The 12,597-nt window shown below is 38.9% G+C and carries 11 protein-coding genes and 3 tRNA genes; 6 read left to right on the forward strand and 8 right to left on the reverse strand.

Annotation, left to right across the window (positions count from 1 at the left end):
• Window position 1: 1 nt before the first annotated feature.
• The 7 genes from RMA94_RS06740 to RMA94_RS06770 form a co-directional block, all read right to left on the reverse strand.
• Window positions 2–74: transfer RNA gene (locus RMA94_RS06740), tRNA-Glu, on the reverse strand.
• A gap of 121 nt (window positions 75–195) precedes the next feature.
• Window positions 196–1,095, reverse strand: a complete 900-nt coding sequence (locus tag RMA94_RS06745; protein WP_202724359.1) for a hypothetical protein — start codon at window positions 1,093–1,095, stop codon at window positions 196–198.
• Window positions 1,096–1,215: 120 nt separating this feature from the next.
• Window positions 1,216–2,637: an amino acid permease gene (locus RMA94_RS06750; RefSeq protein WP_086264786.1), complete on the reverse strand. Its 1,422-nt coding sequence runs from the start codon at window positions 2,635–2,637 to the stop codon at window positions 1,216–1,218.
• A 128-nt stretch (window positions 2,638–2,765) separates the two neighbouring features.
• Window positions 2,766–2,841: transfer RNA gene (locus RMA94_RS06755), tRNA-Glu, on the reverse strand.
• Between the two features lie 25 nt (window positions 2,842–2,866).
• Window positions 2,867–2,942, reverse strand: a tRNA-Ala gene (locus tag RMA94_RS06760).
• Between the two features lie 57 nt (window positions 2,943–2,999).
• Window positions 3,000–4,508 (reverse strand): glutamate--tRNA ligase, encoded by a 1,509-nt coding sequence (gene gltX / locus RMA94_RS06765; protein ID WP_151302261.1) that lies wholly within the window; start codon window positions 4,506–4,508, stop codon window positions 3,000–3,002.
• 116 nt (window positions 4,509–4,624) lie between these two features.
• Entirely contained in the window at window positions 4,625–4,924 is a 300-nt protein-coding gene (locus RMA94_RS06770) for a hypothetical protein (RefSeq protein WP_016142869.1), read from the reverse strand.
• A gap of 399 nt (window positions 4,925–5,323) precedes the next feature.
• Here RMA94_RS06770 and RMA94_RS06775 point away from each other — a divergent pair, with 399 nt between their 5' ends.
• Complete coding sequence (locus tag RMA94_RS06775; protein WP_202724358.1) at window positions 5,324–6,325, forward strand: sulfate ABC transporter substrate-binding protein; 1,002 nt, start codon at window positions 5,324–5,326, stop codon at window positions 6,323–6,325.
• 81 nt (window positions 6,326–6,406) lie between these two features.
• Here the strand turns inward: RMA94_RS06775 and RMA94_RS06780 are convergent, their stop codons facing one another.
• On the reverse strand, window positions 6,407–7,006 hold the full coding sequence (locus tag RMA94_RS06780) for a TetR/AcrR family transcriptional regulator (protein WP_130173039.1): 600 nt from the start codon (window positions 7,004–7,006) through the stop codon (window positions 6,407–6,409).
• A 122-nt stretch (window positions 7,007–7,128) separates the two neighbouring features.
• Between RMA94_RS06780 and RMA94_RS06785 the strand changes: the two genes are divergently transcribed.
• From RMA94_RS06785 to RMA94_RS06805, 5 genes are all read left to right on the forward strand, one after another.
• On the forward strand, window positions 7,129–7,734 hold the full coding sequence (locus RMA94_RS06785) for an NAD(P)H-dependent oxidoreductase (protein WP_130173038.1): 606 nt from the start codon (window positions 7,129–7,131) through the stop codon (window positions 7,732–7,734).
• Window positions 7,735–7,991: 257 nt separating this feature from the next.
• The gene (gene rsmH, locus RMA94_RS06790) at window positions 7,992–8,915 is read left to right on the forward strand and encodes a 16S rRNA (cytosine(1402)-N(4))-methyltransferase RsmH (RefSeq protein ID WP_033848923.1); all 924 of its coding nucleotides are present in this window, start codon (window positions 7,992–7,994) and stop codon (window positions 8,913–8,915) included.
• Window positions 8,915–9,247 (forward strand): cell division protein FtsL, encoded by a 333-nt coding sequence (gene ftsL / locus RMA94_RS06795; RefSeq protein ID WP_002116847.1) that lies wholly within the window; start codon window positions 8,915–8,917, stop codon window positions 9,245–9,247. Before rsmH ends, ftsL begins: the two co-directional genes overlap by 1 nt.
• Window positions 9,248–9,258: 11 nt before the next feature.
• Complete coding sequence (gene ftsI, locus RMA94_RS06800; RefSeq protein ID WP_002117016.1) at window positions 9,259–11,091, forward strand: penicillin-binding protein PBP3; 1,833 nt, start codon at window positions 9,259–9,261, stop codon at window positions 11,089–11,091.
• A gap of 3 nt (window positions 11,092–11,094) precedes the next feature.
• Entirely contained in the window at window positions 11,095–12,594 is a 1,500-nt protein-coding gene (locus RMA94_RS06805; protein ID WP_311082323.1) for a UDP-N-acetylmuramoyl-L-alanyl-D-glutamate--2,6-diaminopimelate ligase, read from the forward strand.
• Window positions 12,595–12,597 lie beyond the last annotated feature (3 nt).

The raw sequence follows: 12,597 nt of genomic DNA on the forward strand, positions 1-12,597 counted from the left end.
GCGTCCCTACGGGGATTCGAACCCCGGTTACCGCCGTGAAAGGGCGATGTCCTAGGCCTCTAGACGATAGGGACGTTTCAGAGGTGGGCGTATATTAGGTCGATTTAATAAAAGTGTCAAATAGTTTTCTGAAGAAATATTAAAAAAAACAATCAAGCGATTAAAAATAACTCAAATTGTAGAAAATATATACATTTAGCCCTCATTTTTCTGAAAAGGTTCAATAATTGCCTTTATGACCGACGGATGTTGTAAATATCCTAAAATTTCATGCGGTTGGTTGGCAAAGGTATAAATTTTCTGATTGATAATGGCACGATCAAAATTAAATGGGGCCTCGCATAAGGGAAAAGCGGTCAAAAAATCGTCTTGAGAGTAAAAATTAAACCAATCACCGTAAATACATGGCGGTCTAGAAATTGGACTCGGGAGCTTACTTTGAATCACGCGAAAAGCTAAAGGGGAAGCTAGGGTAATAAAACGCCTAACTGAGAATTGATAAGATGGATCTGATAATAATTGGAAAGCGATAACTGAACCAAGAGAGTGTCCCACCACAATATAATCTTCTTCTTCTCGCATTTTCTTTAAAATTCTTTGATGTACTTCCTGCATGAACTCTGGATTAGATAAATACATATAGGTTTCGATAAGGAATTGTTGAATCAAACTTTCATGCAGTTTAGGAAAGTTATTTAATAGAACAACTAGTTCTTTCAGTACGCGATCTTTAACTAATTGAGAAGTGAGATAAAGTCGTTCTGAGAAGCTTTGCTCAGCTTGATCGGTTGAGGGACGTAACAACGGAACAAATGGAGTGTGCTCTTTAGGTGGGGGATTACTTGGGTGTACGTTAATAGGGAAATAATTATTAAAAAATGATTTAGGTAACAACGTGTTAAGGTCTAATTGATTGCTTAATTGGTATTTGGTCATTAAGTCGCCATAAAATGGCATGTGAATATGAAGATCACGGATATTAACTCTGCAAGGCATTTGTTTTAGGCCGAGCTTAAACACTTTTAACCAATGCTCTTTCAAGCGATGTGCTGTGTAGTTTTGTTGATTCATCCCGTGGATAAATATAATTTTCATTCTATACAAAGAATTGTTTTTAATATAAATTTTAATCTACCGTGGTCTGATATATAAAACCAGTATGTAGGCAAAAAAAAGTGTAGCTTTTTGCTACACTTTAATTGAATAACGACAGTCTTAGTCTTTATTACGATAAAAAATGAAATAACTGGCATAGCATAAAGCTGTGAAAATGAGACAGCCTACAAAACCAGCACGCATTTCAGGGTCTGCTGCCATACTTAAACAAGTAATAAAACAGAAAATAAAACCTAAAATTGGCACAATAGGAAATAAAGGCGCAGCATATTGTAAGTCTTTAACAGTATGGCCTGATTTATACCATTGGCGGCGGAAATTGAACTGGCTTAAACAAATGCTCATCCATACAATCACCATGGTAAAAGCCGCTACGCCAAGCAGATTCTTAAAAATAGTCTCTGGTGCAAATTGCTCTGATAGCAAACCTGGAATTGCTCCAAACATGGTTACAACTAGAGCAACGATTGGTGTTCCACTTTTTGATAAAGTCGCAAACACACTAGGTAGTAATTTTTGTTCTGACAGAGACCACATCATACGTGAAGCTGCATATAAGCCAGAATTTGCTGCTGAAAGTAGAGCAGTAATAATTACAAACCTAATAATGTCATCCGCATATGGAATGCCAATATAATTGAATACGGTCACGAAAGGACTGCTACTTACACCATCACCGCCTAGACCTGCGAGTTGGAATGGGAGTAAGGCGCTAATAACAATGATGGTACCTACAAAGAAAATAAGTAGGCGCCAGATCGCGGCATTAATCGCTTTTGGTACATTTTGAGCTGGATCTTTTGTTTCGCCAGCTGCTACACCAATTAATTCGGTTCCTGAGAAAGCAAAGTTAACAATTAGCATGGTCGTAAAAATAGGAATTAAACCATGAGGGAACCAGCCTTGAGCTGTAAGATTGCTAAATAGTGGAGCAGTCTGGGCACCATGGAATGGAATTAAACCAAAAATTGCTAATAAGCCAAGAACAATAAAAGCAATGACCGTGACGACTTTAACTAGGGCTAGCCAAAACTCAGACTCAGCAAAAATACGCGTTGAACTAATATTTAAGCCAAAAATAGTAACTGCAAAAATAATTGTCCAAATCCACATTGAAATCTGAGGGAACCATTCTTGCATGAGCAATGCTGCGGCTGTGAATTCTGTTCCAAGCGTTGCAGTCCAAGTTAACCAGTACATCCAAGAAATCATATAGCCTGTACTTGGACTAATGTATTTTTTGGCATAGGCACCAAAAGAACCTGAAACAGGCATGTGTACAGCGAGTTCTCCTAGGCAGAGCATGACCATGTAAGCGATCGCGCCACCAAGAATATAGGCAATAATTGCGCCAATAGCTCCAGTTTGTGAAATGACTTCCCCTGAACCTAAAAATAGACCAGTTCCGATCGCTCCGCCCAGTGATAACATCACAAGGTGGCGAGTACTCATGGCTCTTTTTAAAGGTGCAGTACTGTTCTGATGCTGATGAGCATCTAGTTGTTTGTCAGATGGCTGCATATTACACATTGAGAGAATTAAGAAAGACGCTATTTTAGATAAAATAGACAAATGTGCAATCTAGAAAGAGATAAAGAATAAACAGTAAGGTGACGATAGAGTCTTTTAATAATTTTTAAAGCAGAATATGGCGTCCCTACGGGGATTCGAACCCCGGTTACCGCCGTGAAAGGGCGATGTCCTAGGCCTCTAGACGATAGGGACTTGATGAGGCAAACACAAAGGAGCGTGGTGGAGTCAAGCGGGATCGAACCGCTGACCTCTACAATGCCATTGTAGCGCTCTACCAACTGAGCTATGACCCCAGTTTGTGTGAGCGCAATCTTAGGGTGAATGCGCTCACACGTCAACAAAAAAATGAATTAAACTTCGCTAGTTGCGTCATTTTTCGGCAATTTTAAGCTCTCATTGAGTTTTTCCCAATTTTTAACTTCTTTCTTGCTTGGTCCGCCTACAATTTCTAGGGCATGACGTAAGCGAGCGAAAGTTAAATCAGGTCCAAGCGTAACCATTGATTGCATCACTGGGGTCGAACTCATTGAACCGGCGATTGCAATAAAGAACGTTGGCATGAAATCACGTAATTTAATGCCCATCTGATTCGCAAGATCCATTAGGGTTTGGCTAACGGTGTCATTATTCCAAGTAAACTGACCTTCAAGACGCCAAATTGCAAATTGTAAACTTTGACGAACTTGCTCTTGAGTCAATTTTTTACTTTCAAACATTTCAGCAGTAATTTGTGGCATATGGTTAAAATAGAAACCAGCCCAATTTACAGCTTCTGAAAGTAAATTAATACGTGGTTGAATAGCGGCAGCAATATCTTCTAAAGTGTTGCGATCACTCTTCCATGTTAATAAACGGTCTAATAATTGGCCAGGTGTTAAACCTTTGATCCATTGACCGTTAAGCCAGTTCAATTTTTCAACGTCAAAAATTGGTCCACCTAGTGATACACGTTGAATATCAAAGTTATCCATCATGTCTTGTAATGTGAAAACTTCTCTTTCATCCGGCATTGACCAACCCATGCGGCCTAAATAATTTAATAAGGCTTCTGGTAATACACCGATATCGCGGTAGTAGTTAATTGATGTCGGGTTTTTACGTTTAGACAATTTTGATTTATCTGGGTTGCGCAACAATGGCATGTGGCAAAGAGTTGGCATTTCCCAACCAAAATATTGGTAAAGCAACTGATGCTTCGGTGCAGATGGAAGCCATTCCTCACCACGCAATACATGAGTGATTTCCATTAAATGGTCATCAACAACGTTAGCCAAGTGGTAAGTTGGTAAACCATCTGTTTTTAGAAGGACTTGCATATCGACTTGAGCCCAAGGAATTTCAACCTCTCCACGTAGCAAGTCGTTAAATTTACAAACACCTTCTTCAGGCACTTTCATACGAATGACATGAGGTTCACCTGCTTCAAGACGTCGAGTCACTTCTTCTTGAGAAAGTTTTAAACCGCGGCCGTCATATTTTGGTGTTTCGCCACGTGCCTGTTGTTCAGCACGCATTTGATCAAGTTCTTCTGCTGTTGCGAAACAGTAAAAAGCATGACCTTTTTCAACAAGTTCTAATGCGTATTGCTTATAAATTCCCATACGTTCAGATTGGCGATATGGCGCATGCGGGCCACCTACATCTGGACCTTCAGACCAATTTAAACCTAACCAACGTAATGAATCCAAAATCATTTTTTCAGATTCTGGTGTAGAACGAAGTTGGTCTGTATCTTCAATCCTTAAAATAAATTCTCCGCCATGTTGCTTCGCAAAACACATGTTAAATAAAGCAATGTAGGCTGTGCCAACATGAGGAAAACCGGTAGGGGAAGGTGCAATACGAGTACGAACTTTCATAGATAATGGGTCAGAATAAAGATTGAAACTATTATAACGAAAAAGCCCAGTATTCTGACGTTTTATTTAACGTCAGTCTGGGCTAAGACTGAAACGAAGAGGGGATGTTTCAGATTTTAAGAAGCATGCGGCTGAAAGATTGCCTGAACAAAACGTGAAAAACGTTCGTGTTGTGCAGCAAGAAAATTTTGGGTTGGAGTAACGCGAATAGTATTAAGAACCTTAAGCTCATCATTTGTAGAAGGTAACACGATAGGGTTACGTTTCTGCTGATCTAAAGCTTTTTCAATAAGCGAAGTTTGCTTATCTGAACCTGTTTTGTTTGGAGTGTCTTTAAGTACTGCTGCTGCAGAAAACTGTGATGCTAAACCCAGCACCAAACTTAAGCTCAAAGCTTTTCCATAATGAATTTTCATTGTTAATCATCCCCTCTGTTCATTACATTTCATCTATTTTTTGAGTTTAACAAAATGTAAAATTACGGTAATGCTACGATTTAAACATAAATATTAATAAAAAAGTGGAACTGTGTCACACTTTTTACAAAATTTACCTATATTTTAAACTGGCCGACTCAAATGTAGACCATATGTATCCTTTACGCTTCATTATTTAACAAATTAATGTGTAGATAAAGTGAAGGTCCTAAATAAGTTGTAAGAATAATTACAAAATTTTTCAAAAATGAAATAACTTAGACATTTTCAGCTATATATCTAAAAAAGATTAATAAAAAAGATATAAATATAAGTAATTGATTGTAAAAAATAAAATTAAAAATATAGTTAAACTAAAACGAATGATGGATTTTGTAAATGAAAAAAATATCAATAATAGCTGTCGCTTTATATGTGGGAATAGCGACAACAGCGGCTCAAGCAGCTACCTCTTTTTTAAATGTTTCTTATGATCCGACTCGAGAGTTCTATCAAGAATATAACCAAGCATTTGGTAAATTTTGGAAACAGCGAACAGGGCAAGATGTTGAATTTAAACAGTCACATGGTGGATCTGGCAAACAAGCCCGTGCTGTAGCCACAGGACTTGAAGCTGATGTCGTAACGTTAGCGTTAGCGAATGATATTGATGAGATTGTGAAAGCTGGGTTTATTCAGCCGAACTGGCAAAAAGAATTTCCAAATAATTCTGCCCCCTATACGTCAACTGTCGTGTTTCTAGTACGAAAAGGTAATCCGAAAAATATACGCGACTGGAATGATTTAACAAAACCAGGTGTGGAAATTATCACCCCTAACCCTAAAACAGGTGGTGCGCCGCGTTGGATTTATCTCTCTGCGTGGGGATATGCTTTAAAACAGCCGGGTGGGAATGATGCTAAGGCTCGAGAGTTGGTGAAAAAGCTTTATCACAATGTGAAAGTTCTAGATTCGGGAGCCCGTGGTTCACTTACGACATTTGCCGAACGTGGGATTGGTGATGTTTTATTGTCTTGGGAAAATGAAGCTTTGTTGGCGACGAAAGGACCTGATAAGGATAAATATCAAATTGTTTATCCATCAATTTCAATTTTGGCAGAACCATCTGTAGCGATTGTAGATAAAACCGTAGATAAAGATGGGAATCGTACCTTGGCAAAAGGTTATCTGAACTTTTTATATTCACCTTTAGGCCAAGAATTGGCTGCTAAACATTATTTCCGTCCGCGAAATGCTCAAGTGGCTGCGAAATATGCAGCGCAATTTCCAAAAATTAAATTATTTACCATTAATGATGTTTTTGGTGGCTGGGCTAAAGCCCAAAAAACACACTTTGCTAATGGGGCTGTCTTCGATCAAATTTACGATGGGAAGCAATAATTAATTAAGTTTTTGTTTAGAGCCGCTTATTGAATAATTGAGCGGCTCTTTGTATTTTTTAGATTTCATTTTTTGATTAATTTAAAAATTACCTAATCTTTTTACTAAAGTATTGATAAAGATATTAATGTAGTGATCTATATCATCTTTGAAAATCATATATTGTAAAGCTAGCCCATAACTTAATGATACAAGCTCTATGACAATAGAATCATAGTCATCAGGCTTAACCATGGGTACTAAAGAAAAAAAATGCTTCATTATCTTCGTTACTTCTTGCTGATGAGTTTTCCAAACCTTTTGATATTCTTCGGCGAAGGTAATATCACGTGCAGCAAATAGTTGTAGTTCTATTGATATTTTAAGCCATTCATCGTCTGTAAAAAAAACCGTTAGCCATTTGCGCAATGAATCGATTAATTGTTCCGTATTTGAAGGAGCACTGGTAAAGATTTCTTGTAGCTGTAAATTTTCTTTAGCGAATTGAAGTTGCATCAGCTCAAGTAAAAACTCTTCTTTACTGCTGAAATTCGAGTAGAAAGCACCTTGAGTATATCCTGCCTGTTTAGAAAGATTCCTGATTGATACCGCGTTATAACCATATTCAGAAATGAGTGCAAACCCAGCATCAATGAGATGCTGTCGAGTTTGTATCTGTTTTTCATTGCGAGAAAGAGTCATAAGAGTCAGCTAAAAGAATAGTTGAGATATCACTTGATATCTTATTTTTTATAAGATATTTTCGCTACTTATTTATTTCAGATATCAATTGATATCTGAATGAGCGACAATAAAGGCGATATATGTCTCAAGTCTCTAAACGTATTGTAGTTATCAATGGTCATCCATCCGATACTAGTTTTAATCATGCATTAGCTCATAACTATATGGAGCAGGCAAAAACATTAGGTGTTCAGGTAGATCTCATCGAGATTGCAAAGTTGGATTTCGAGCCTAATTTAAAATATGGCTATGAGAAACGAATGGAATTGGAACCTGATTTAATGAATGCACTGGAAAAAATTCAGGCTGCTGATCATTTGGTATGGTTCTTTCCAGTGTGGTGGGGAGGGCTTCCGGCTATCGCTAAAGGTTTTATTGACCGACTCTTTTTACCGAATCTTGTATTTAGTTACCGAGAAAACAGCAATCGTGTTATTGGTCACTTACAGTCAAAAACAGTACGACTGATTACGACTTTAGATCAGCCAGGTTGGTTTTATCGTTGGTACTATGGTGAGCCAAGTACTCGACAACTTAAAAAAGCGACTTTGCAATTTTGTGGTGTTAGTAAAGTCAAAGTTAATTATGTTGGAACAGTGCGGGGTGCAAGTTCAGACCAACGGCAAAAATGGTTAAATCAAATCGCTAAATATGCCAAAAAAGATTGCCGGTTCATCTCATCCTAAGGTAAATCCGCGAGTGTTTCTGACAAAATAAGCGTAAAGGAAATGAGAATTTTTGAGATAAAAAATTTAATAAAAAGTTTTATTAATTCGTATTTAACTCTAGAAAATTATTCTTACTTTCTTATTCTGCTTAAAAAGTGCTAACAAAACGGTTTTATCTATGAAAAATTAATATTTTCCTACAAAAAGCCGTTTGGCGTTGATCATAAACAAGGTGATAATGTGCAGTTACATTTTTACGCAATGATTTAACACCTATGTCGCATATTTCTGTCTTACTTTTTGAGACCGTTGAGAGCTTATTGGCAGATCGCACAACAGGGGTGTATATCGATGCAACCTTCGGACGAGGTGGGCATACACGTTTATTGCTCTCAAAACTTGATGAAAATGCACGAGTATATGCATTTGATAAAGACCCTCAAGCTTTGGAAGTTGCGGCTGCTTTGGCAAAAGAAGACCCAAGATTTACCATTATTCATGCCAGTTTTGCTGATATTAAAGAAAAAATGCAGGAAATTGGTGTGATGAGTGTTGATGGCATTATGGCTGACCTAGGAGTGTCATCTCCTCAACTCGACCAAGCTGAACGTGGTTTCAGTTTTATGCAGGATGGTCCTCTAGACATGCGAATGGATAATTCTAAGGGATTAACCGCAGCTGAGTGGTTACTTGAAATTGAAGAAGAACAATTAGCAAATATTATTTATCAATATGGCGAAGAACGTTATAGTCGGCGTATTGCAAAAGCGATTAAACAAGCTGGAAAATTAGACACAACAGCCCAATTGGCAGAACTTGTTAAAACAGCTCATCCAAAGTGGGAAAAACATAAGCATCCAGCAACACGTACATTTCAGGCAATTCGTATTGCTATTAATAAAGAACTAGATGATATTGAAGTATTTTTACCACAAGCTGTAGACTTACTAAAACCAAAAGGGCGTTTGTCTGTGATTAGCTTCCATTCTCTTGAAGATCGTTTAATCAAACAATTTATTCAAAAAGAATCGACTTTGGCAGAAGATATTGGCTGGGGAATGCCTCAGCAACAGGTAGATACAAGAAGGTTAAAGAAAATTTCACGGGTTCGTGCGAGTGAAGAAGAAGTAAAAGCGAACCCACGTTCACGTAGTGCATGGCTTCGGGTTGCTGAACGCTTGGAACAAAAAGGCGCGTAATGAAAAGCAGTGATGAAATTGAAACCACCGAAAATAAAGTGGTGAAAAAAGTTGTGGCATACACCGTATTAGTGGCGCTTGTTTTTATCAGTGCCATGATGGTGGTTTTTCAAGTGTTTGAATATCGTCATGATTATAGAGAGCTTAGCTCTTATATGCGTGAACGTGATGATCTCAATGCTGAATGGGGGCGTTTGCTTATTGAGCAACAAACCTTCGGTGCAACAGCACAGATTGGTACGCGTGCTGTAACCCAACTACGCATGTTTTCACCACCTGCTGCAGAAACGGTGGTAATTTCTTTACCCATGACCTCAGAGCAAAATAAGTAAGGCCTTGCTGTATGGTAGATAAGCGAACAAAGCAAACACGGAAAAAACAGCAGTCTATTTCGGAAAAGCCAACTCTTGCCTTCGATATGTGGCGGTTTTATCTGCTCTGGGCAACAGTACTGCTCTGTTTTGTTGTTTTAATAGCACGTGCATTTTATGTGCAAGTGATTAATAAAGACTTTTTGCAAAACAAGGCCAATGCCAATATTTTGCGTACTGAACGTATTGAGGCAATGCGTGGGGTTATTAGTGACCGTCATGGTGTGCCTTTGGCCATTAGTACGCCTATTATGAAAATTGTCATTGATCCACGTGATTACTTTGATACCAAGCATTTATATGACGAAATTACAGCCGAATTAAAAAAAGATCCAAATAATCGTAAGTTAAAACGACAATTACCAGATAAAAACCTAAACCTTGATGAGTTGGCGGATGTGGTTGGTTTAGATCGTGCAGATCTAAAAAAACAGATGAATGCACGTCCACGTTCTCGTTATTTGGTTTTGAAAAAAGAAGTTCCGCCGCAACAGGCAGATCTTATTACAAAGGGTAACTTCCAAGGCGTTTATGCCGAGAAAACATATAAACGTTATTATCCTCAACCGCAGCCAAATGCTCAGATTATTGGTTTAACCAATAGTGAAGGCCAAGGGATTGAAGGCTTGGAAATGCAGTTGAATAAACAACTCTCTGGGGTAGATGGCGAACAAAAAATTATTCGTGATAAGCGTGGTAACCGCTTAAAGGTTTCAGAGGTTATTCGTGAGGGTGAACCAGGCGAAAACATCACTTTAAGTATCGACTCTCGTTTGCAATATATTATGTACCGTGAGTTGACTGCTGCTGGTGTTGCAAATAACGCTCGTTCGGCGACAGCAATTGCTGTTGATGTTAAAACAGGCGAAATTCTGGCCATGACCAGTTGGCCATCTTATAACCCGAATGATAAAAACGGTTTATCTAATAAAGATGCCATGCGTAACCGCGGTGCGATTGATATGTTCGAGCCAGGTTCTACCATGAAGCCTTTTACAGTTTCTGCTGCACTCGAAACTGGACAATATACGCCAAATACTATTGTCAACACTTCGCCAGGTTCAATGCGTTTAGGCTGGCATACTATTCGTGATACGCATAATTATGGTGCTTTGACTGTCAGTGGCGTAATTATTAAGTCATCAAACGTGGGTTCAGCAAAAATTGCGTTGTCACTTCCTAAGGAAACATTACCAAGCTTCTTTAACCGTGCTGGCTTTGGTAAACGTTCTGCTGTGAAGTTCCCCGGTGAAAGCTCTGGTTTAGTACTTCCTGTAAGCAAATTAAACTCTTCCCAAATTGGTACCATGGCTTATGGTTATGGTCTAAATGCAACTATTCTTCAGTTGGCGCAAGGTTATGCAATGCTTGCAAATCATGGGGTAAAAATGCCTCTAAGCTTGCATAAACTCGATCAAGCTCCTAAAGGTGAGCAAGTTCTTGCTCCAAAAATTGCTGATCAGGTTTTGCTTATGCTTGAGCAAGTGACGATGCCAGGCGGTACTGCAAAGCAAGCTAATATTCCAGGTTATCGCGTTGGTGGTAAAACAGGTACGGCTCATAAACTTCGTGCAGACCGTAAAGGTTATTCTAATAATGAATATCGTGCTTTATTTGCAGGTGTAGCTCCGATTAGTGATCCTCGTTTAGCGGTTATTGTAGTTGTTGAAAATCCACAAGGCCGTTATTACGGTGGTTTGGTTGCGGCCCCTGTTTTTGCACGCATTATGCAAGAATCATTGCGCTTAATGAATGTACCGCTTGATAAGCCCCTTGATACTCCAGAAAATCCTATTCGCAGGTAAGCTATGTCTGTTTCTTTCCAAGAAATTAATCCAGTCGAGATCGATGCACAGTGGTCTAAACAGCCTTTTCAAGGCTTTAGTTTAGACAGCCGTAAGGTTGCGTTAGGCCAGATCTTTATCGCTTTGACCAGTTATAGCCAACCTGAAAAAACACGTGCTTTTGCTGAGTCAGCTTTAGCTAATGGTACTCTTGCCATTATTAGTGAGACTGAGTTGGGCGTAGCAAATGAGTGGGTATGTTCTGATGTACGTCAACGTATGGGTGAGTGGCAAGAACGTTATTTACAGCATATAGATCCCGTAGCACCAGTGCGTATTATTGCAGTGACTGGTACAAATGGTAAAACCACAATTTCGCGTCTAGTGGCTGAATTAATTAGCTCTCAACAACAACGCTGTGCTGTGATGGGTACTACAGGCAATGGTATTTTACCAGACTTAACCCCATCAACTCACACTACGCTTGATGCTTTACAACTGCAAAATGCATTACATGATTATGCAAAACAAGGTGCGACTTTTGCTTCTTTAGAAGCAAGCTCACATGGTTTAGAACAAGGTCGTTTAAATGGTTGTGCGATTGAGATTGCTGTTTATAGCAATTTGAGTCGTGACCATCTGGATTACCACGGCACTTTAGAGGCTTATGCAGAAGCGAAGGCTCTTTTATTTCGTTTTAGCTCTTTAAAAGTAGCTGTTATTAATTTAGATGATGAGCATGCTGCTTTCATGATCAATGCAGCAAAGCAAAATCCTGCTCAACCGAAAATTTTAACGTATTCACTTACTCAAAATACTGCTGATTATTATATTACTGACCTGAGTTATAGTTTAGCAGGGGCGACATTTAATTTAGTGAGCCCGCAAGGTTCTTTTGCTGTGCAAAGTCCATTGTTGGGGCATTTTAATGTCGAAAACTTGGTTGCAGCACTTATTGCTGCTGAGCAAGCAGGCTTTGATTTAAAAGCATTAGCTACTTTTATTCCTAAACTGATTGGTGCACCTGGCCGAATGCAAGTTATTCGTGATGGTGAGCGTTTATTTGTTGTTGATTATGCGCATACACCAGATGCATTAATTCAAGTGCTTAAAACATTAAAACGTCATGTTTCTAATCAACTTTGGGCTGTATTTGGGTGTGGCGGGGACCGTGATCGCGGTAAGCGTCCACTCATGACTCAAGCAGCTCTGGATGGCGCAAATCCAGTTATTTTGACGTCGGATAACCCTAGAACAGAAGACCCTGAACAAATTTTTGCTGACATGAAGCAAGGAATCGATTTTTCAGGGCACCGTATGCATGAAATTCATGACCGCCGTGAAGCAATTAAATTTGTTGCACAGCAGGCTCAGGCTGGTGATATTGTTGTGATTGCCGGTAAAGGACATGAAAATTATCAAGAAATTAATGGCGTACGTCACTGGTTTGATGATGTTGTTGAAGTGCGTTCTGCGATAGATGCACAACATCACACTGTAGACGCTGCTTACCCTGCACAATAGGAT

Origin of the sequence: Acinetobacter sp. V115_6 (assembly GCF_031799025.1) — a bacterium.
Classification (GTDB): Bacteria; Pseudomonadota; Gammaproteobacteria; order Pseudomonadales; family Moraxellaceae; genus Acinetobacter; species Acinetobacter pittii.